The sequence below is a fragment of the Desulfopila inferna genome, from assembly GCF_016919005.1.
GTDB lineage: Bacteria > Desulfobacterota > Desulfobulbia > Desulfobulbales > Desulfocapsaceae > Desulfopila_A > Desulfopila_A inferna.
This window is the reverse complement of record NZ_JAFFQE010000002.1, coordinates 1-20,699: the sequence shown is the minus strand read 5'-3', so window position 1 is coordinate 20,699 and position 20,699 is coordinate 1. Positions and strand designations below refer to the sequence as shown.

Sequence of the window (20,699 nt, the reverse complement as noted above, 5' to 3'; positions counted from 1 at the left end):
TAAAAAGTTCGATATACGAGACGCGAAATACAGGTAATATGTCGAGGGTCTGCCGAAAACGCGGCAAGCGCGGGAGATCGGAATTTCTCGAAGTCGGAGTTTATGGCCCGTACGGGGTGCTTATCGCAACGCCATCACATTTAACAAGGTTGATTTTAGTATCAGCATAATACATTCATAACTGAGGTCACCATAAAATCCGCTTTCCTGCAAAATTATTGGACAAAGTCCGCCATTATCATGGTCAACGGTGAATAGAAGGAGATTATCAGCAGATCAATTAGCAGAATAATGAGAAAGGGCAGGACTGCTCTGCTGATCGATGTCAGTCGATCACCGGAGATAGATGATGAGACGATCAGACAGATGCCCATGGGCGGAGTCAGCATGCCGATGGCGAGATTAGTTACCACAATGACGCCAAGCTGGATCATATCGATGCCCAGCATCGGCTGCATCGCTGCTATCATCGGAACCAGAAGGATAAGTGCTGCGGTTGTTTCCATAAATGTTCCGGCCAGCAGAAGTATCAGGTTGATGATCAGCAGCAGCAAAATCCTGTTGTCGGTGATGTGAAAAAGCCGCTCGGCCAGTTGTGCCGGAATCTCTTCAATGGCGGCAATCCAGCCGAAAACAGAGGCTGCGGCGATAATAAACATGACAACAGAAGCGGTGATGGCTCCTTCCGTAAAGAGACGGGGCAGCTCACCCCAGCCTATTTCCCGATAGATGAACAGGCTGAGAATAAGACCATAGAAAACAGCGATGGCGGCGGATTCGGTGGCGGTAAAAATACCGCTGAGAATGCCGCCGAGGATGATCAGCGGAGCGCCCAGAGGCAGCAGGCCCCTTTTCAGGGAGTGCAGGAGTCCGGACATGGAGAAGGCTGACTGCAGGCCATAGCCGTTTCGAACCGAGATCAGCGTGGAAACCAGGATAAGGCTGCAGCCGATGAGAATGCCGGGAAGAATTCCCGCCGCAAATAGCCTGCCGATAGAGGCGCCGGTAAGATAGCCGAAGATGATCATGGGAATCGAAGGCGGGATGACAACACCGATTGACCCGCCCGATGCCTGAACCGCGGCGGCAAACTCCGAGCGGTAACCTGATTTTTTCATGGCCGGAATGAGAATGGCGCCTACGGCTGCGGCATCCGCTGCGGCAGATCCGGAAATACCGGCAAAGAACATGGCCGAAACTATGGCAACGGCCGCCATCCCTCCCGGCAGCCAGCCCACCAGGGAGCTGGCCAGGTCGATAAGCCGCTGACTGACTCCGCCGGCGGCCATGATCACTCCGGCAAACATAAAAAGAGGTACCGCCAGCAAATGAAAGGAATCCGTACCGCCGAAGAGCTTCTGGATAACTATCATTAAAGAAAAATCACCCTGAATAAGGAGGGCTGTTACGGAGGCCATACCGATGGCTATGGCAATGGGCGTATTGATCAGGAAGAGAAACAGCATGCCGATGAGCAGTATCTCAGTGGTCATGGTCATTCTCCGCAATCTCCGCGACAAGGAAAACCAGACAATGCAGCAGGAAGAAAATGCCGCTCAGAGGTATGACACTGAAGATGATCCATTTGGGAATGGCCAGGGCGGGGCTTATCTGGCTGCGGATAAAGTGGGCAAAGGCGCTGCCCTGATAGATCATCACGACAAAAAAGCCCAGTGAAACCAAGTGGACGGCTATTTTGCAGGTCTTTTTGAGCGTACCCTTGAGACGCATGGTGATAATATCGATCCCCGGATGAACCCTGCGGTAATAGGCGCAGCTCGCCCCCAGGAATGTCAGCCAGACCAAGAGATAACGGGCCATCTCTTCAGACCAGAAAAGTGAAGCGTTGAGCACATAACGGCTGAACACCTGGGCCACAACGATACAGGTCATGGTGATCCCCATTGCAGCAAGCGTCCGCTCGACCCAGGTGTTGCAGAGAGTGCTGAGGCGCTCCAGAAATCGTATCATCGGCAGATGGTCAGCGGGTGGCTTCAAGAACCTTGAGCAGCATCTCCTTAACCTGCGGCTGCTGATACAATTCTATTTCCTTGAGATCGGCAATCGCCTCCCGTAATGAAACGGTATCGGGATTTTCCTCGACAATGAAGCCATTCTTCTTGAGAAGCTGCAAGCGCCTGGCATTGTTGCTTCTGTTCTCCCGGCGCTGAAAGAGGGCGGCGTCATACATGGCCTTCTGTAAAAAATTTTGCTTCTCGGCTGAGAGAGTCTGCCACCATGTCAATGAGGCCACGTCAATATGAGGTGAGTAGACATGACGGGTCAGGGTCATATACCGCTGCACCTCATAGAATTTATAGACCTCCATTACCCACAGGGGATTTTCCTGACCGTCTATTACTCCCTGTTCCAGTTCCGTGTATATGGGCCACGGCATCGGCGTCGGGTTGGCTCCGAGAGCCTGCCAGATGGCGCGGTGCAAGGCCGAATCCATGACGCGTATCTTCAGACCTTTAATGTCCGCCGGGCCCCTTACCGGTCGTTTGTCGTTAGTCAGATTCCGGAACCCGTTTTCAGAAAAACAGAGGCCCTTGAAACCGGAGGATTCAAGGCTGTCGAGAATCTGCCGGCCCAGAGGTCCATCAAGGACGGCGTCTGCCTGGTCATGGTCTTTAAACAGAAAAGGATAGTTGATCACTCTGACAATGGGATCGAAGGTATCAAATGGACCAGCGGTTACAATACCCATCTGGATAGTACCCATCTGAATCTGCTGAAGGATTTCGGTCTCGGTGCCGATTGAACTTGAATGATAGATCTTTACCTCTATCTCTCCCCGTGACTGCGCTTCAACCGTCTCCTTGAATTTTTCAGCGACAATGTTCTGGGCCGAACCGGGTTTGGTCACCACTCCGAGTTTTATGGTCATGGTGTGAGAAGTACCGGCGGAAAATAGGGTACAGGACAGTAAAACCAGAAATAAAAGATGTCGTTTCATGGTGTTGTTCCTCTTTACCGGAGGTTGGCGGAAATGCTTGCGCTTGTGTAGGATTCCTTGGCGATTCCTAGCAAAGCTCTGTAAAAAGGTCAAGCATTGATGGTGGCACGGGAGTAATAAGCGGGGTGCATTTCTCGTTCAGCTAAGTGCCCGTCAAGAAATAAATGTAATGATTATCTCCTGACAGACCCTGAATACAGAGGAGGAAAAGGAAGAAGATGTGCGATGTAGTCATCATGATTTTGTTCCCGGAGAAAATGAGGGTATAATGGATAATGTCTTTTTTACATTCCTCCCGGACGGACATTATTTAACCATCCCGGAGGTTCTAGGTGTCTCAAATGTAGTATGAGCGGGTGATAATGAATACAAATCTTTTCAGGATGGATATGAAAAAAACAGGATTGAACAGGGCGGTTTCCACCTACAGACTTCTCTCTGAGAATATTCAACAGGTAATCAGGGGTAAGGACAGCATGATAAAAATGATGCTGGCCGCTTTTTTCTCCGGTGGACATGTTCTGCTGGAGGATGTACCTGGTACCGGGAAGACAGTACTGGCTAAGGCCCTTGCCGGCTCGATCGGTACTGATTTCAAGAGGGTCCAGTTTACCCCGGACCTGCTGCCTGCAGATATCATCGGCGTCTCGATTTATAATCATCATCAGAACTCCTTTACCTTTCACCGCGGTCCCGTATTCACCAATATTCTCCTTGCCGATGAAATAAACAGGGCCAGCCCGAGGACCCAATCCGCGCTTTTAGAGGCCATGGGAGAAAAGCAGGTTTCCGTTGAGGGGCGACGACTTGATCTCAGCAATCCATTCTTCGTTATCGCTACCGAGAACCCCATAGAATCCCACGGCACATATCCACTGCCTGAATCCCAGCTGGACAGGTTTATGATTAAGCTCTCGCCAGGTTATCTCGGCCGGGACGAAGAGGTGACGGTGATATCCGACCAGCTTACCGAACATCCTCTGGATTTGCTCGAAAGGATTACCGGCGAGGAGGAAATTTTCGAGGTTATGGAGGCGTTGCCGGCGGTGAGGATTTCGGAGGAACTGCGCTATTACATTGTTGATCTCGTAGGGGCCACAAGAAAAAATGAGAACGTTGTTATGGGGGCAAGCGTACGGGCCTCTCTGGCCCTGATGAAAATTGCCCAGGCGCTGGCCCTTTTTGACGGGAGGGAGTTTGTTGTTCCTGAAGACATCCTGGAAGCGACTGAACCGGTCCTCAGCCACCGCCTGCAGATCCAGACCCAGGCGAAATTCTCCGGCGTTTCGATTCAGGATGTGGTCCAGGAAGTTATGAAAAGTGTGGAGATACCAAGATGAACCGGAGGCTGCATAGGCTCTATAGCAAGACTGAGCGGTTAAAGAGATGGTTCTCATCCAGGTTTACCACGCTGGGAAAAAGCTTTTTTTTTCTTCTCGGTATCGGGCTTTTTTTCGGGATAAATGTACAGCGGACCATGATTTATCAGATATTCACGCTGAGTGTAAGTGTTCTGCTCTTGTCCTATCTGCTGACCCTGCGCTATTCCAGCGGACTGCGCCTCAGGCGATCACTGCCCCTTACCTGTATTGCCGGAAGAGAGTTCAGATATACAGTTGAAGTTGAAAACCGGGGCGGCAGAAAGGAGAAAGGCCTATTCTTTCGAGAATCGGTGCGACTGCATTTACCGGACTGGCATGAGTTCGCCACCTCCAGGGAGGATGGTGAAGAAAAACGCAATATCTTCGACAGAAAAATGGGGTATTATCGCTGGCTCTGGCTGGTGAACAAGGGGAAATCCGTTGATCTTGCCGATCATCTGTTGCCGGAAGTCGCACCGGACCAAAAAAAGAGAATCACGGCCTCCCTGCTACCCCGGAGAAGAGGCTATCTCCATCTGGATGGCGTCATTCTGAGACGGCTTGATCCTTTCGGTCTGTGCCGGCGGGATGTTCATTTGGGAGAAGCCTTCAGCCTGCTGGTCCTGCCGAAAATATACAAGGTTCCCAGGCTCTTTCCTGCAGGTTCACGAAAATATCATCGCGGCGGCATGACCGCAGCCCATGATCGGGGGGATTCCAATGAATTTGTATCCCTGCGTGAATATACTCCCGGAGATCCTGTTAAGTATATAGACTGGAAGTCGACTGCACGTATCGGCAAGACCATCGTCAAACAATACCTTGATGAATATTTTCCGGGATATGGACTGGTCCTCGATAACTTCACCAGGGAAGGCTACAGCGGCATATTTGAAGAGGCCGTTTCTCTTGCCGCATCCATTGTGCTGCCGCAGGATGGTGCTGATCAGGCGCTTGATTATCTGTTCGTCGAGAATGAATGTATCACCTGCAGCAGCGGCAGAGACCCCGGAAATCACCAGCGCATTCTGGAAATTCTTGCTACCGCGGCTCCCTGTAAGGACAAGTCTTTTGCCGATCTGGCGTTTCTGGTACGGAGCAGGGCAACCCAGCTCTCCGGTGTGATAGTCATTCTCATCGATTTTGATGATGAACGGCGGGAGCTTATCCGTTATCTGCACTCCCATGCCATTCCGACAAAGGCAGTGCTGCTGGTCAACCACCTGAAGACATTTGAAGAGAACCAGGGAAATATCCCGCTGGATGTCCCCTTGAAGATAATCGAGGCCGCATATGTCGAGGAGCAGATTGCCCTGATATGACTATTCCGCCGCTTCTTATAGGTAGCGCCCTGCTTTTCTGGGGTTTTCAAAGCGAAAAAGCTGTAATCGGAATTTTACTCTTCCTGGTTATGGAAGGCAGCAACCTGGAAAAGAGACGATACCGTTTAGAAGAAGAAGACTTTGTCAAAATTTCAGATCTGACATCACTGCTTTTTCTCGGTGCGGTAATACTGGTGATCCTGAACTCCGAAACCTTGAGCTTTCTCAGGATTACCGGAGGCTGGCTGCCTCTCATCCTTTCTCCGTTGATGGCGGCGCAACTCTATTCAACCAGTGATACGATCACCATAGGCACCCGCCTGGGCAGGAAGAAAAAAGGGTATGCTCATAAGCCAATAGATTTTCGTTTCTATTATACCGCAGTATGCCTCTTTGCCGCCGCCACCGGCAACAGCCGTTCCCTCTGGTTTTATGTTATCCTGGCCGGCATTATCGCAGTGCTGCTTTTTGCCAATCGCAGCAAATCCTATTCAATCCCATTTTTTGTGACATTGCTCGGTCTCTCGCTCGGGCTCGGTCTTTTTGCCGGCGTGGCCATGGAGAAAGGCCATGGCTATGTAGTGCACAACTCTTTCCGTTTTCTCTATAGATATTATCGTGAACAGCACGCCGATCCATACAGGACACATGTCAATTTTGGCGATACTGGACGGCAGAAGCTCTCCGGCAAGATTCTCATGCGTGTCGATTCAGAGTCGACGCCGCCGTACCTGTTTCGGGAAGCGGTCTATGCCGTTTATCAAAATGGCGACTGGTTTGGTAATCAGGGTGGATATGAATTTTTGATGCCGGAGGATAATGAGCAGTGGCCACTTCTCGAGAATCCTGAAACCGAAGGAGAATCACTGACGGTTGAGCTGAGCCTGCCCAGGGAAAAGGGGCTGCTCTCCGCTCCCGCCGGGGCCTATCGGCTGGCCAGTACTACAATTTTTGAACTGGAACGGCATAAAAACGGCTCACTGAGAATAATCGACGGCGCCAAGGTTGCCATTTATCGGATCGACCATCATCCTGCAGTGGCGCCGACGGATATTCCGCAGCAGAAAAACCTGGTGGTACCGCAAGAAGAGCAGTATGCCCTGGAGCAGGTCAGAGAGCAACTTGCTTTGACAGAGCCATCACCTCAGGCTCAAATTGATGCGGTCAGGGGATTTTTTGCCGAGGGTTTCAGCTATTCTCTCAACCTGTTGGGCAAGGGGCAGCAGGCAACGCCGCTCGGCAATTTCCTGCTCCTGCAAAAACGCGGTTTCTGTGAATACTATGCCACCGCCACGACCTTGCTGCTCCGTTCCCTGGGGATTCCCAGCCGTTACGCCACCGGTTATGCCGTTTCTGAAAAATCCTTACTGGAGGGCAAATATATCGTCCGGAGCAGGCATGCCCATGCCTGGGCGGAAGCCTATGTCGATGATCGTTGGATTGCGGTGGATACCACTCCGGCACAGTGGTTTGCCATGGATGCGGAGCGGGCTTCGGTTTTTGAAGGCTTCAAAGATATCTTGAGTTTTATTCTTCACAAATACAGGGTATTTCAAACCGGCAGCGGCAGGGATTTAACGCTGCCTCTCTCCACTATAGTTGTACTCCTTACCGGTTTTCTGATCCTTCGAATCTACCGGCGGATAAAGCTTAATCGCGCAGAAAAGTATATTACCGGGCAGTCGCGAAGATTTACCCGAATTATCACGCCGTTTACCCCCATAATCGACAATCTGGCCGCATCCGGAGTTGAAAGGCTGAAGAATGAATCCTTTATCTGCTGGGCGGTCCGCTCCCGATTATGGGCGGCGGTTGACCTGCACGAGTTCGAATATCTCTACAGTCTGCACCTCCGGCTACGCTTTGATCCAGAGGAGAGCAGCGCGGAAATTGAGGATGATCTCCGACGTGGAGCTGAGAAATATCTGAGGAATCTGCATGAAATGACCGGGGATGCATCATCGACAAGAGATTCTGGGAAAATTTGTATAGCGGCGGGAACCTTGCCGTACAGGGTCTTTATGAAAATTTCCACCACGGTGAAAAAATAATGAGCGCCCTTCGGTCAATCTGGTAACATACTTTCAGAAATCTGGAACCAGCCGTTATTATTTCTGAGGAGGATCAATTGACAATGATGCCGTCACGATTTGATGGTCTGGAACGGGAACTTGCCGCGGCGGATTTGGGCGGGATTGCCCTGAACGCCGGCCCCAGCCTTACCTACTTTACCGGACTTGATTTCCATCTGATGGAGCGGCCTGTGGTCTTCATCTATGTTATCGGCAAGATGCCTGTTTTTATTCTGCCTCGGTTGGAAGCCGCTAAAGTCGCGGAAATGGGCAAGATAAAAATCTATTTTTATGACGAGGATCCGAAACAGTGGCCGAAAATCTTTGCGGAGGCTCTGGCCGGCAGTGGTGCGGCCGGGGGAACTCTAGGCGTGGAGCCTCTGCAGTTGCGGGTGCTGGAATATACCCTGCTTAAACAGGCCGTGGAGAATATCCGGCTGGTCGATGGTTCGCAGGTAACTGCATCGCTGCGGAGCACAAAGGATAACGCAGAGATCGTGCTGATGCAGCGAGCTGTCGATATTGCCCAGGACGCCCTGAGGGCCGTTCTTCCCCAGATACGACTGGGCATGAAGGAAGAGGAAGTGGCCGGCGAACTGATAGTGCAGCTTTTTCGGCATGGCTCGGACGCTGTGCTTCCCTTTTCCCCTATTGTCTCAAGTGGACCCAATGGGGCCAATCCCCATGCCCGGCCTTCGCAGAGAAAATTATGCGAGGGTGATCTTCTGGTCATCGACTGGGGGGCGGGTTATCGCGGTTACGTTTCCGATCTGACACGAACCTTTGCTGTGGGAGAAATTGATGAGGAAAGTGCGCGAATTCATGATATCGTGCAGCAGGCCAATAGCGCCGGCAGGGCGGCGGGAAGAATCGGCGTTGCCTGCAGTGAGGTGGACAGGGCCGCCAGAGAGGTAATCGAGGAGGCCGGATATGGGCAGTTTTTTACCCATCGCACCGGTCACGGCATCGGCATGCAGTGTCATGAGGAGCCCTACATGCGTGCGGGCAATGACCGGATTCTGCGCGGGGGAATGACCTATACCGTCGAACCCGGCATTTATCTCTCCGGGAAGAACGGGGTGCGTATAGAGGATGACGTGCTCATAACTGCTGAAGGCGCAGTTTCCCTGAGCACATTGCCGCGCAGGATTACCCGGGTAGGTTGACGCGCTCCGGTCAACCATGGTAGAAAAACCGACCACCTACGGGATTAGCGAAAAAATGGCGGCAAAGAGACAAAGATCACGAGTTACTGTTGATCTCAAGAAAAACAGACTGATTGTGATGCTTGTCGGAACAATTCGGAAAGCCGATCTGGAAAGCATTTACACTGATATCCGTTTTTGTGTCGGGGATCTTCAGCGAGAATTCGATGTCATTACCGATATGAGAAACAGCAGGATCGGCTACCTCACCGGGATCGCTACATTTTTGAAGATACAGAATTTTCTGCAGGAAAAAGAGGTGGGGCGCATTGTTCGCATTACCGGACAATCAAAGACTTTCCTGCAGCAGATACAGCGCCTGACTCCGACCAAAAGCGGATACAATCCGGTATATATGCAGAGTATGGAAGAGGCGGAAGAATTTCTGTCAAAAATATAAAATAAACGAAAATAGAAACAGGTAAGTTATGGCCCTTACTCTGATAGAGGGAAATGAAGCTGTTGCGCATGCTGCGCTGCATTCGGGCTGCACCTTCTTTGCGGGATATCCGATAACTCCGGCGACATCGATTCTTGCCAAAATGCTGGAACTCCTGCCCCCGCGGGGAGGAGTCTGTCTGCAGGGTGAAGACGAAATAGGTTCAATCGGTTTTTGTCTTGGTGCTTCCATGGCCGGAAGAAAAACCATGACTGCAACCTCCGGACCCGGAATCAGTTTGTACAGTGAGCAGATTTCCTTTGCGGTGGGCAGCGAAATTCCCCTGGTGATTGTCAATGTCCAGCGTCTCGGGCCCTCCACCGGTTCGGCGACCAAGGGTGCTGATGGAGATATACACTTCATGCGCTGGGGCAACAGCGGCGGTCTGCCGGTAATTGTGCTGGCACCTGTCGATGTTGCCGATTGCTACACTCTCACTATCCAGGCCTTCAATCTGGCGGAAAAATATCGCTGTCCGGTTTTTCTGGCCTCCAATAAGGAAATCGGCCTGACCAGGGAGAGTATAGATCTTGATCGCCTTGAGGTTCCTGAACTTATCGAGAGAAAAATGTTCAGCGGTGATGCTGAAAACTATCTGCCGTTTCAAGTGGAGCAAGGAGACGGTGTCCCTGATTTTCTCCCCATTGGAGAGAGCACTCTGGTGAGGCAGACCTCCTCGACCCACGGCAAGGAAGGATACATTACCACGGACGCCACAGAGATAGGGGCGCAGCGACAGCGCATGAAAGACAAGCTGGAAAAACATGTTGGTGAATATTCTTTCTTTGATTTTTTCAGGACGGAGGGCTCCGATACCCTTGTTATCGCCTATGGTGTCACTGCCCGTGCCGCCAGACAGGCCATCGCCGAAGCGAAAGGAAAGAATGCTTCCCTGCTGATACTGAAGACTCTCTGGCCTGTACCTGAGGAACTGATTGCCCGGAAGGCCGAAGGATATAGCAGCATTGTTGTGCTGGAGATGAATCTTGGTCAATATGTCCATGAGATAGAAAGGGTTCTTAAGGACAAAGAAGTGCTATTTTACGGACACATGGACGGTACTCTTATTACTCCGGCTCAGATTCGGGAGGTCATTGCAGATGTCTAGTTTACTCAATACCGCCAGGCCTCCTGTTTTTTGTCCGGGCTGCTCTCATGATAGAATTGTACGAGCTCTTGACCAGGCGCTGGAAGTGATGGGAATAGCCGGAAACCAGGTTGTTCTGGTGAGTGATATCGGCTGCTCCGGTCTTTTCGACGTCTTTTTTCATACCCATGCCTTTCATGGCCTTCACGGCCGAGCCCTGACCTACGCCCTGGGATTGAAAATGGCACGGCCTGAGCTGCATGTTATCGTGACCATGGGAGACGGCGGCATGGGTATAGGCGGCGCCCATATTCTCAGCGCCTGCCGCAGAAATGCCGACCTCACCCTGCTGGTCCTCAACAATTTTAACTTCGGCATGACCGGGGGCCAGTACTCGTCAACCACCCCGGTCGAGGCGACGACCTCATCCCGTTTTCTCAACCAGCTCGAACAACCGCTGGATATCTGCTGGGTGGCCGAGGCTGCCGGTGCGCCTTTTGTTATGCGGTGCTCCGGTCTGGAGAAGGAGCTGGTCGGCAATATGGTCAAGGCTCTTGAATATAAGGGTTTTTCGGTGATGGACATCTGGGGGATCTGCCCCGGAAGGTATACCAGAAAAAACAGCATTAGCCCAAAGAATATACAGGAAAAAATTGCCGCCATGCGTTCGTATACTGGAGTCGTGGCGGAGAATGAACGTGGTGAATATGTAAAGAGCTATCGGGAGGCAGCCGAGGCTCTTCCCCAACCCCAGCCTCTGCTCTCCATAAAAAAGCAGCATACTCCGCCGTCTCTGCAAAAGAGCGAAATTCTCGTCCTGGGAAGTGCCGGGCAGAGGATAGTCACTGCCGGAGAATTACTATGTCTGGCCTCACTCTCGGGAGGATTGCAGGCGACCCAGAAGAACGACTATGATATAACCGTGCTCAAGGGACCTTCCGTCAGTGAGATAATCCTTTGGCCGAAAGAGATCGGCTATACCGGCATTGAAAAGCCCGACATTATACTCGTTATCTCCGATGACGGAGTGAAACGGCGCCGCCAGGCCTTTTCACGGATGGATGAAGGCGGCCTGGTCATCTATGCCGCGGGGGTGACGTTACCAGCCTGTCGTGCGGAGAAGCTGTGTATCGACTTCAGGGAAAAAGGGCTTGCTTCGCATAACTGGGCGCTTGCCGCGCTGGGTGTTCTTGCCCGCCTGAACAGGGTGATAACTTCTGAGATGCTTGAGACGGCCATTCGGAAAAGATTTGCAAAGGCAAATATTGATTCCGCATTGGAGACCCTGCGAAAATAATCTCGCGGTATTTAAAGCACAGGAAGCTCTCGACAGTCAATGCGATTATAGAGAAGAGAGGAACCAGCCAGGTTAGAATGAAAGAAGCGTTTTCAGATGAAGATGTGCCGCCGGGTTATAACTACGCCCTGATCGGCAACATGAATGTCGGCAAGACTTCCATCTTTTCCAGAATTACCGGGAATAAAATCAGGTCGGTAAATATACCAGGATCTACTGTTACCATTCAGAGCTGTCGGCTTCCGGGGGAAAAGGGACGAGTATACGACACCCCCGGTCTTGTTTCTATTTTTTCTGATAATGAGGATGAACGGGCTGCCCGCGAGGTGATTCTTTCAGAGAAAATCGGCGGCGGTATCAACGGTATCATTCTGGTTGCGGATGCCAAGAATCTTAAAAGATCGATAGCGATTGCCCTGCAGTATGGTGAACTCGGTCTGCCGATGCTGCTGAACATCAATATGATGGATGAAGCCGTCTCCCGGGGTATTGAAATAAACACCGAAAGACTCTCTAATATTCTGGGAGTTGAGGTGGTTGGCACGATTGCTCCCGAGGGTATGGGAATACGGGAGCTTGTTTCGCGTCTCGGTGAACTTCGTCCGCTGAGTTTCACTTTTTCCTATCCTGAATCGATTGAACGCTATATCAGGAAGGTGGAAGAGATTCTGGGCAGCAGCAGAATAGCATCACGAGGACTTGCCCTTCTGCTGCTCCACAGAGATTTCGGCGCCGCCAAATATATTGAGGAAAATCATGGTGCCGACGCTGTCTGGAAATGCAGGTGCCTCGTCGATCTCTACTATCAGGAGGAACCGAATCACGCCAGGCACCTGCTGGCCGAATTCTACAATATCCTTGCTGGAAGAATCACCGACGAGGTGCAGCTAACGGAGCCTCCTTCGAGAAGCTCACTGTTGATGCGGTTCGGCGATATGTGCACCTCTTTTTCCACCGGTATTCCCATCGCCGTTCTGGTGTTGGCGGCGATGTATTTTTTTATTGGAGAATTTGGGGCCACCTACCTGGTTGATACTCTCAACTCCAGGGTCTTCGAAGGTATGCTTTTTCCACTGGTTGCACAATTCACCGATAGACTTGAAAGTCCGTTTCTGCGTGATATGATCATGGATCCGGAGTTCGGCATCCTCCCTACCGGGGTGTTCCTGGCGCTGGGACTGGTGCTGCCGGTAATTTTCTGTTTTTATATTTCTTTTGGTATCCTCGAAGATTCCGGATATCTGCCCAGAATCTCGATTCTGCTCGATACCGTTTTTCAGAAGATGGGCTTGAACGGCAAGGGCGTCATCCCCCTGGTGATGGGCTTTTCCTGCGTTACCATGGCATTGCTGACCACACGGGTTCTGAATACTGAAAAAGAAAAGAATATCGCCTCTTTTTTGCTCTATCTCTGTCTGCCCTGTGCGCCGCTGATTGCCGTTATGCTGATTATCCTCAATCAAATGCCGGTGTCCGCGACCATCACTGTTTTTTCCATAATAGCTGCCCAGGTCTTTATCGCAGGATACCTAGCCAATAAGATATTGCCTGGAAGCAGAACGGCTTTGTTTCTGGAGATTCCGCCGATGCGGCTGCCTAAACCGCTGGCGGTTTTGAAGATGGCGGTGGCCAAGACCTACTTTTTCATGCTTGAGGCACTGCCTGTTTTTATCCTGGCGTCTCTGGGGGTCTTTCTGTTCGAGCGGGCGGGAGGGCTGGCTGTGCTGGAAAAGACACTGGGCCCGATTATTAATCACGTTATGGGATTGCCGGAGAAAAGTGTCCAGGTTTTCATCAAGACCATGATCCGTCGGGAAAGTGGAGCCACAGAGCTGGAGCATCTGCGCCCCATTTATACAAATCTTCAGCTCGTGGTGAACCTGCTGGTGATGACCCTAGTGGCGCCCTGTATCAATTCGTTTATCGTTCTTTTCAAGGAACGAGGTATGAAGGCAGGTCTAACCATAAATGTCGTGGTGTTTCTTTATGCGATCCTGCTGGGCAGTGTGGTCAATTATGTCTGTCTGGCAATCGGTATAACCTTTACATAGGGTGGGTGCAGTAAATGTTGCATGAACGGTACGAGGAAATTCTGGAAGCAATCTGGGTTGCCCGAGAGAAAAACAAGGCATCGATTCAGGCTATTAAAGATAACTGTGCCATCCAGTTTACCGAGAAGGAGTTGGACGACCTGGTGCAGAATAAGCTTATTTTACGGAATAACGGGGAAATCCGCTTTACCAGCGAAGGAGAGGGGCTGGCTGAAGCCATCATACGCAGGCATCGTCTGGCCGAGGTACTGGTGACCTCCATTCTCAAAGTCAAAAAAAGCAAGATGGATGAGATTGCCTGCGAGGTGGAGCATTCTCTGCAGGAAGAGGTGGAAGAATCCATTTGTACGCTGCTGGGCCATCCGGAGGTATGTCCGGACGGCAAGCCGATCCCTCCGGGAAAATGTTGCCGCAATCAGGCCACGAAAGTTGTCAATACGGTAACCAGCCTGATCGAACTGGTTCCCGGGGAGCAGGGGCGGATCACCTATATCAAGCCGGGCAGTCACTCCAATCTTCACCAGCTTCTCTCCTTTGGTCTCAATCCTGGAGTGACGGTAACGGTGCACCGGACCTCGCCTGCCTTCTGCATCAAATATGAAAATACCGAACTTGCCCTTGATCCTGAAATCGTCAAGAACATCTTTGTCTGGAAAACATCGTGTCTGATCTAGCCCAGCGGAGCTGAATAAATACTTGTTGATTGTGTAATGTTGGTTAATTGTAATATTTTTTTTACTAAATATTTATAAATGGAGGTATCCATGGAGCTGAAAATATATCAGGTTGATGCCTTTGCTGAAGAAGTTTTCCGGGGAAATCCAGCAGCAGTGTGCCCGCTGCAAAGCTGGCTTGATGACCAGACCCTGCAGGATATTGCCATGGAAAACAATCTGTCGGAGACGGCATTTTTCACAGGCGGCAACGGGGTATACCATCTCAGATGGTTCACCCCTGTAGCAGAAGTCGATCTCTGTGGACATGCAACCCTGGCCAGCGCTTGGGTTCTCTTCAATGAACTTGGTGAAACTGCCTCGCCGATCCAATTTGAAACAAGGAGCGGCCTGCTGCGGGTAAGCAGGCAGGAGGATCTCCTTGTTCTTGACTTCCCACTGCAGCCGCCCGAACCCTGTTCCCCCCCCAGCGGTCTCATCGAATCTCTCGGAGTCGATCCTCTCGAAGTAGCTGCCGCAGATGACTATCTGGTCCTGGTCAAAGATGAAAAAACCGTGCGTGAGCTACAGCCGGATTTCAATTTATTGAAAAAGGTGCCTTTACGTGGTTTGATTGTTACGGCAGCAGGAGAAAAAGCCGATTTTGTTTCCCGCTGGTTCGGCCCGCAGGTTGGAGTAGATGAAGATCCTGTAACCGGTTCGGCCCATACCACTTTGGCGCCATTCTGGTCCAGGAAACTCGGCAAAGAGATGTTCGAGGCAGAGCAGGTCTCCCGGAGAGGTGGCAGGCTCACCTGCAAAATAGAAGGAGATAGGGTTTTCATAACAGGAGCGGCCGTCAAATATATGGATGGTACAATCTATCTATAGCCGCCGCTGTGGATTCAGCACTGCCCAGCGGAGCTGGACTCTTTACAGTACTCCCTTGAGGAGTGTAAGTGCCTTGGCCGTAGGGCCAATTCATGGAATCAACTTAGTTTCCATGTTGCTGTTATTTAGGGCCTTACTCTTGGGAGTAAGGCCCTAAAACCAAACTCCGAAGGTGGCGGCGAAAACATTTAGGCCGTCATTATTGTCGTAGATGCCCGCATTGGAATAATGAAAATAATTGAGGGCTAGTTCGTACTGCTGTGATCCCCCAAATCTCAGACCGGCTGAAAGGATGTCCTCAAACTGAAAATGGCCGCCAAGCTCAGTCCCATCCGGATCCCCGTTCTGCAGCGTGTCTTCGGAAAAATAAGATGCTCCCACTCCAGCTTCAAAAAAGGGTGAAATACCATTGTCATATGGTATGCGCTGCAGGCGGAATAACGGAGTCAGGGAAATGGCCTCGAGTGAATCAGGGAAATTGGCGGTCGAGTAATCGGCATCGCTTTCGAGATATATGAAGCCAAGATCAACATGCATGCCAACATACCAGTTCCCTTCCGTCAGCCACCTCCATTGCGGAGATGCCTTTATCGCACCACGGATGAAGGTGATTTCATCTTTGAAATCATAGCCGCCACTGATGCTTACTCCCTTATCTAAAGCCACGGCAGGCGTTGTCGCACAGGTAAGTGTAAGCAGAGACAAAACAGAAAGTAGTTTTGCTTTCAATATCTTTCTCCTTAGTTATCAATAATAAGCAAATAGAATGAGCACTCAACCCCCGCCCAAAAAACCAGATTGTAAGATACTAAACCAGCGGAGCCGGATAAGTGATCTGTTTCTTTTACCGTTTTCTTTTTATAATTGAGGATATTCAGGAAGATAAATTTGCCAGTAAAGGAAAAGCGCAGTAGCAAAGGATGCTGCCGATATTGCTTCTTTATGATATCAAATCAGTACACGAAAGCAAACCATCGAATCGAAAAAATTATAGAAAGACCCCTTCTTCCATGCAGCCTGCTGCCGTTGGGAATGAAAGATTTATTTCAAGTCAGGCAGCATGACCAGCTGGCTTCATTGATAAACGGCATTAAAAGGATGGCAGCACATGCATATCGGCATTGCAACGGACATTTACGGTAAGCAGGAAGGCCTCGATCGGCTTGCCTTCAGTCTGCGCTCGCAGGGAGCAGAGGTATCCCTTATCTCTCCCTACGAAAATTCGGCTTCTCCAGGATCTGGAGACGAGCAGGAGGTATATGCCGCCTTTGTCGAGCAGTGCGGCCATGCTCATTACAGCAAGAAAATTTTTGAAGTCCTGCACCAGGAGGGCTGTAATGTCGCCATCGGCTTCAGTGCCGGAGCTTCGGCAATGTGGCGGGCGCTTGCGGACTCTTCATTAAAATCGCTTCACCATTTTCTCGGATTCTATCCCACCAGGATACGAAAGTATCTTGATTGTTTTCCGCAGACCCCGACAACCCTGGTTTTTCCGTATTTTGAAGAAGTTGTCAATGTCGATGAGCTGATAAAAGAAATTGCCGTAAGAGGGAATATCTGCTGTCTGAAGGCCCCCTATCTTCATGGTTTTTTTAATCCGTTATCGGTGAACTACAGCGTTGCCGGAAAAAGAGATTTTACGGGAGTGCTCAGCACACCTGAAATCCTCGGTGATCCAGTATGGTGCCGGAAAAGGCTGAGGGCGATCTGTGGAAAGTGAAGAGTAGTGAAGATATGGATGGCGACCTTCAGCGAGGCCGCCATCCGGAGCGCTATTTCTCCTGAAATACTTCGTGCAGGGAGGCGGAAAAATCGGTTGAAACCTTTTCCAGAAAATTTTCCCATTGCAGGCCAAAGCGGTAAAAGGCCATGGAGGCAATTTTCTTACCGAGTATGGCATTACGGTAATTCTGCAGCTCAGGAGAGTTGAGGATATCCATTATGGTATTTTTTCCCTGCTTTTCTACAAGGGTAGGAGGAATATAGCTCAGCATTACCGACCAGACCAGGGCTTCGTCGGAGACGATCTCCTCGATACGTTCATTGAGTCGGTCCTGCAGGGTAAATATCTGTTCACTGCTCTTCTCGGATAAATCGAAAAGCGGAATTTCCGGATGGAGATCGTGAAGCTGCAGGAGCATATTCGTTTCCAATCGCGAGTATCTGGCTACACCCTCCATAATATCACGGATGAGAGCCCAGCGGGTCGCTGTATCCTTGAGAAGAACTTCTTCGTAGTCGTCCTGCAACAGAAACGCGGTAAGGACTTCGGCGATGGAGCTTGAATAAACACCACCCTTGTTGGCGGTGGAATCTTTGATCTGCTTTATTGCCGTATGGTTGGCGATATATCTCCTTGACGCATCGTCAAAAAAGACGTTGGCCCCTTCGACGATAAATTTAAGCTCCTGAAAAATATGAAGGAAATCCTTGATGTTGCTGCTGTTTATGGTGTCTTTAAAACCACCGCAGGGAATGAAGGCCTGGATATTTGCCTGTTCGATAAATCTGCGGTTTTCTCTGTTTGAGAGAAAATGGCGATGGAACATGCCGCCATCCTCGATGAAGCTGCCGTCCGGCAAAGTTATGTTTTTGTCGGAGAGAGCGACCTTGAAGCCGTTGGGTCCCAGCCGGGCATTGTCAAAGACCAGCGAATTGGGCCGTGGACTGGAATTGCGCTGAAAAGCAATTTTCATCAGCTCTTTTTTGTCAAGACCGTCAGGATCGTAAAGAACCGAACCGCCATCTATGATCAGGCAGATATTTCCCTTGTAGCACTGGATTTCGTTGGCGCCCAGATCCCCATCGGGACCACCCGTGATCATCAGGTTGAGCTTTCCTTCCTTGGCCTTGTAGTGCTGGATCAAGGTCCTGAAGGAACCCATTACGCCACTGGTGGTCATGCCGCTGGTTTTGATCTTTCCACCGATTACTTTATGAATTTCTTCCATATTGTCGGTGAGCAGAACCGAGTGTCCGTCAATCTGCAGGTCGACACCCTTCTTGTCCCGATCAAAAAGACCGAAAAGCTCGCCGGATTCCAGCATGCCGTAGGTATCGTGCGGTATCCCTGTACTTTTGCCGGTGGTGATGGTGCGCCAGTAGCTGTAGCCGCGTTCACGGGCACGAATGGCAACCCCGTCCATCAATGGTGCGGTACCTTCGTCGGGGCCAAAAAACACCATCTCCTGTTCGCCGTAATAGTCGACAATGGAGTCATCGAGCAACATCAGGTCCATGATGCCTTCGGTGTAGTCATAGAGGGCCTCGACGGAATATTTGGAGTAGAGAGGATATGGGACAACCACTCCTTTGGAGCCACTCTCGCAAATATCCTTGTGTTTAAGGCGCTGAGCCTTGGGTCCCAGAGCATAGTTGAGCAGAACTGCATTATCCAGCTCGGTCTCATAATTGGCCCTGGAAACACGAATGAGGCGCAGCCCACCTCGGGAAATATCGGCTGCCCTCAGATGAGTACCATTGGAATAATGACCATTGACATAGAAGATTCCGTAGACGAACTGGTTGAAAACCAGAGGATCAAGAATGTCATTGTTGAACCGGAAGGCGTATGAGCGTTTTTCCGGTTTATAGAAGTTTGTTTTCAGCGTACAGCTGACAATCTTGAACATGAACTTGAAAATATCATAGCCGAGGCTGAAGTCCATAAAACGATTGGCTATAATTTTATCAAATTCAAGCCATTTGCTCTGCAGTTCTTCGTCCGTTATCCTGGTAGCGAGACCAGGTTTGAAGCGTTTTTCAAAGAGGACATAGAGATATTGGATCAAATCGATATTCTTTCTGGCGGTATCTTCAATCAGAACCGAGCCGTAAATAGACTTATTGGAACTCTGGAGCCGTTTGGCGAAAGCATCCTGCTGATCCTTGCCGGTGAGGCTGTTGAGGATGTCGCGGTCAGTGATATTTTCGCTTTCCTTGAAAATAAAAAGATGGGTGAAATCAATAGCATTACCGGCAAAGAGCATTTCATGGAAATTGAGCTTTCCCTCAACATAATATGAATTGATGGAGTTTATAGAAAATGAAAGGAAGGCTATCAGGTCTTCGGTGATGGCGGCCTCCTGCTTGCGGGAGAGCTCACCCTGAACATAGAGAGTGCAGATTGATGACTGAACCTCGCCCTTTGCCAGGTATGGTTCCCAGTAACCGCGCAGCAGAATGAGCCCGTGATCGGCCATCAATTTCCTGAGTATGGGAAGCTGAGGCGTTTCGAAATCCGAATTGAACATCAGTCTGCTCTCTCCGGTTTCCGGCAGATTAAAAAACTGGACCAGAGGGATGACCGACTTATCCAGGGCCGCCAGAAATTTTTCATAGCGCCTCCGCGTTGGTTTCGGAGTCACCGCATAATCACCTGCAAGATTAAAGAGAAAACGGGATTCGCTATAATCTTCAGTGGGAAAATCCTTAATGGTTTCGGGGCGGATAATATATGTATAATAATTGCTTTCCGGACTGTAGTAATACTCACGTCGGTGCCCGGAGATCTGGTCCTCGAGTACGCTTTCCATGCTGTCGCGTGTCTCAGCCGTGGCGATGCGCACGCGCTGCATGGTATTGGTTTCTTCCAGATCAAAGTCAACATGCGCCACCCGCCCATACAGGGCGACCCTGCCGTCAACAATCTTGATGCTTGTGGCAATGGAAAAGAGAAGATGTCCCAGAGACTCTTTTCTGATGTTTTCGAAGAAATAATTGGGCAGGCCGAGGTCTTCCAGCAGAATTCCCGCAGCTAAATTAATACAGCCTGCTGTAATCAGTCCCTCTGCAGAGAGATCGATGACGGCTTCATACAGCACCTTGGGGTCAAGACCGACGCTCTGCGCCTTTTCAATAATGTAGCTCCCCGTTGAAGAGGAAGAACCAAGCTGGATTTCCATTGTTTTTCCCTTAATTGGGTAGTTTTAGACTATATTCTTATTAAAGTGATTGTGTCTGTCCAGGAATGTAATCCTGGACAGACACTGATCAGCGCATCGAATATTCGGCACCCATATCCATGCCCAGTTCAAAGGCCTTGGTATTCATGTCGATAAAGCCCGGAGGTACCCGATCCTTGATGGTGGCCAGCAGGGATGCCGGCCTGATCAGACCGGTCAGGCCGATCAGAGCCCCGAGTACGCAGATATTGAAGACAATCGGCTTGCCGATCTGCTCCATGACCTGCTCGTACATCGGCAGCTCGAGCTGCTTGGCGTCGACCTTTTTGGCCTGCTGCACGTAGCGGGAGTCGGTGAGCAGGGTGCCGCCCGGCCTGATGATCGGCGAAAAGGAGTTGTAGGCCTCCTGGGTCAGGCACACCAGAATATTGGGCTGAGTGACCCCGGGGAAATTAATC

The 20,699-nt window shown here is 50.5% G+C and carries 17 protein-coding genes; 11 read left to right on the top strand and 6 right to left on the bottom strand.

Going from position 1 to position 20,699, the window contains the following annotated elements:
• Window positions 1–215 precede the first annotated feature (215 nt).
• From JWG88_RS04140 to JWG88_RS04130, 3 genes are read right to left on the bottom strand one after another with little or no spacing between them, the layout of a single operon-like run.
• Complete coding sequence (locus JWG88_RS04140; protein ID WP_205232455.1) at window positions 216–1,493, bottom strand: TRAP transporter large permease; 1,278 nt, start codon at window positions 1,491–1,493, stop codon at window positions 216–218.
• Window positions 1,483–1,998 (bottom strand): TRAP transporter small permease, encoded by a 516-nt coding sequence (locus JWG88_RS04135; protein ID WP_240194281.1) that lies wholly within the window; start codon window positions 1,996–1,998, stop codon window positions 1,483–1,485. Before JWG88_RS04135 ends, JWG88_RS04140 begins: the two co-directional genes overlap by 11 nt.
• Complete coding sequence (locus JWG88_RS04130) at window positions 1,982–2,959, bottom strand: TRAP transporter substrate-binding protein (RefSeq protein WP_205232454.1); 978 nt, start codon at window positions 2,957–2,959, stop codon at window positions 1,982–1,984. Before JWG88_RS04130 ends, JWG88_RS04135 begins: the two co-directional genes overlap by 17 nt.
• Window positions 2,960–3,321: 362 nt before the next feature.
• Here JWG88_RS04130 and JWG88_RS04125 point away from each other — a divergent pair, with 362 nt between their 5' ends.
• From JWG88_RS04125 to JWG88_RS04080, 10 genes are all read left to right on the top strand, one after another.
• Window positions 3,322–4,299 (top strand): AAA family ATPase, encoded by a 978-nt coding sequence (locus JWG88_RS04125; protein WP_240194280.1) that lies wholly within the window; start codon window positions 3,322–3,324, stop codon window positions 4,297–4,299.
• A 137-nt stretch (window positions 4,300–4,436) separates the two neighbouring features.
• Window positions 4,437–5,642, top strand: a complete 1,206-nt coding sequence (locus JWG88_RS04120; protein ID WP_205232453.1) for a DUF58 domain-containing protein — start codon at window positions 4,437–4,439, stop codon at window positions 5,640–5,642.
• Complete coding sequence (locus tag JWG88_RS04115) at window positions 5,639–7,693, top strand: transglutaminase-like domain-containing protein (RefSeq protein WP_205232452.1); 2,055 nt, start codon at window positions 5,639–5,641, stop codon at window positions 7,691–7,693. Before JWG88_RS04120 ends, JWG88_RS04115 begins: the two co-directional genes overlap by 4 nt.
• Before the next feature lie 83 nt (window positions 7,694–7,776).
• Window positions 7,777–8,880 (top strand): M24 family metallopeptidase, encoded by a 1,104-nt coding sequence (locus tag JWG88_RS04110; protein ID WP_205232451.1) that lies wholly within the window; start codon window positions 7,777–7,779, stop codon window positions 8,878–8,880.
• Between the two features lie 16 nt (window positions 8,881–8,896).
• Window positions 8,897–9,319 carry a hypothetical protein gene (locus JWG88_RS04105; protein ID WP_205232450.1) on the top strand — a complete coding sequence of 141 codons (423 nt, stop codon included), beginning with the start codon at window positions 8,897–8,899 and terminating at the stop codon, window positions 9,317–9,319.
• Between the two features lie 28 nt (window positions 9,320–9,347).
• On the top strand, window positions 9,348–10,466 hold the full coding sequence (locus JWG88_RS04100; protein ID WP_205232449.1) for a pyruvate flavodoxin/ferredoxin oxidoreductase: 1,119 nt from the start codon (window positions 9,348–9,350) through the stop codon (window positions 10,464–10,466).
• Window positions 10,459–11,742 (top strand): thiamine pyrophosphate-dependent enzyme, encoded by a 1,284-nt coding sequence (locus JWG88_RS04095; RefSeq protein WP_205232448.1) that lies wholly within the window; start codon window positions 10,459–10,461, stop codon window positions 11,740–11,742. Before JWG88_RS04100 ends, JWG88_RS04095 begins: the two co-directional genes overlap by 8 nt.
• Before the next feature lie 77 nt (window positions 11,743–11,819).
• Complete coding sequence (locus JWG88_RS04090) at window positions 11,820–13,793, top strand: ferrous iron transporter B (protein WP_205232447.1); 1,974 nt, start codon at window positions 11,820–11,822, stop codon at window positions 13,791–13,793.
• 14 nt (window positions 13,794–13,807) lie between these two features.
• A complete protein-coding gene (locus tag JWG88_RS04085) occupies window positions 13,808–14,467 on the top strand; it encodes a metal-dependent transcriptional regulator (RefSeq protein WP_205232446.1) in 660 nt (219 codons plus the stop codon).
• A gap of 90 nt (window positions 14,468–14,557) precedes the next feature.
• Entirely contained in the window at window positions 14,558–15,337 is a 780-nt protein-coding gene (locus JWG88_RS04080; protein WP_205232445.1) for a PhzF family phenazine biosynthesis protein, read from the top strand.
• 153 nt (window positions 15,338–15,490) lie between these two features.
• On the opposite strand, the gene JWG88_RS04075 is transcribed toward JWG88_RS04080, so the two are convergent.
• On the bottom strand, window positions 15,491–16,066 hold the full coding sequence (locus JWG88_RS04075) for an acyloxyacyl hydrolase (RefSeq protein WP_205232444.1): 576 nt from the start codon (window positions 16,064–16,066) through the stop codon (window positions 15,491–15,493).
• 379 nt (window positions 16,067–16,445) lie between these two features.
• Here JWG88_RS04075 and JWG88_RS04070 point away from each other — a divergent pair, with 379 nt between their 5' ends.
• Window positions 16,446–17,057 (top strand): hypothetical protein, encoded by a 612-nt coding sequence (locus JWG88_RS04070; protein WP_205232443.1) that lies wholly within the window; start codon window positions 16,446–16,448, stop codon window positions 17,055–17,057.
• A gap of 52 nt (window positions 17,058–17,109) precedes the next feature.
• On the opposite strand, the gene JWG88_RS04065 is transcribed toward JWG88_RS04070, so the two are convergent.
• Complete coding sequence (locus JWG88_RS04065; RefSeq protein ID WP_205232442.1) at window positions 17,110–20,241, bottom strand: NAD-glutamate dehydrogenase domain-containing protein; 3,132 nt, start codon at window positions 20,239–20,241, stop codon at window positions 17,110–17,112.
• 88 nt (window positions 20,242–20,329) lie between these two features.
• Window positions 20,330–20,699, bottom strand: a 370-nt coding sequence (locus tag JWG88_RS04060; RefSeq protein ID WP_205232441.1) for a 2-oxoacid:acceptor oxidoreductase family protein, incomplete at its 5' end; no start/stop codon positions are given.

Coding starts and splice junctions, on each gene's coding strand:
- JWG88_RS04070 (WP_205232443.1), top strand. CDS start 16,446: ATGCATATCGGCATTGCAACGGACATTTACGGTAAGCAGGAAGGCCTC.
- JWG88_RS04090 (WP_205232447.1), top strand. CDS start 11,820: ATGAAAGAAGCGTTTTCAGATGAAGATGTGCCGCCGGGTTATAACTAC.
- JWG88_RS04110 (WP_205232451.1), top strand. CDS start 7,777: ATGATGCCGTCACGATTTGATGGTCTGGAACGGGAACTTGCCGCGGCG.
- JWG88_RS04105 (WP_205232450.1), top strand. CDS start 8,897: ATGGTAGAAAAACCGACCACCTACGGGATTAGCGAAAAAATGGCGGCA.
- JWG88_RS04085 (WP_205232446.1), top strand. CDS start 13,808: ATGTTGCATGAACGGTACGAGGAAATTCTGGAAGCAATCTGGGTTGCC.
- JWG88_RS04125 (WP_240194280.1), top strand. CDS start 3,322: ATGAATACAAATCTTTTCAGGATGGATATGAAAAAAACAGGATTGAAC.
- JWG88_RS04100 (WP_205232449.1), top strand. CDS start 9,348: ATGGCCCTTACTCTGATAGAGGGAAATGAAGCTGTTGCGCATGCTGCG.
- JWG88_RS04065 (WP_205232442.1), bottom strand. CDS start 20,241: ATGGAAATCCAGCTTGGTTCTTCCTCTTCAACGGGGAGCTACATTATT.
- JWG88_RS04115 (WP_205232452.1), top strand. CDS start 5,639: ATGACTATTCCGCCGCTTCTTATAGGTAGCGCCCTGCTTTTCTGGGGT.
- JWG88_RS04080 (WP_205232445.1), top strand. CDS start 14,558: ATGGAGCTGAAAATATATCAGGTTGATGCCTTTGCTGAAGAAGTTTTC.
- JWG88_RS04120 (WP_205232453.1), top strand. CDS start 4,437: ATGATTTATCAGATATTCACGCTGAGTGTAAGTGTTCTGCTCTTGTCC.
- JWG88_RS04095 (WP_205232448.1), top strand. CDS start 10,459: ATGTCTAGTTTACTCAATACCGCCAGGCCTCCTGTTTTTTGTCCGGGC.
- JWG88_RS04130 (WP_205232454.1), bottom strand. CDS start 2,959: ATGAAACGACATCTTTTATTTCTGGTTTTACTGTCCTGTACCCTATTT.
- JWG88_RS04140 (WP_205232455.1), bottom strand. CDS start 1,493: ATGACCACTGAGATACTGCTCATCGGCATGCTGTTTCTCTTCCTGATC.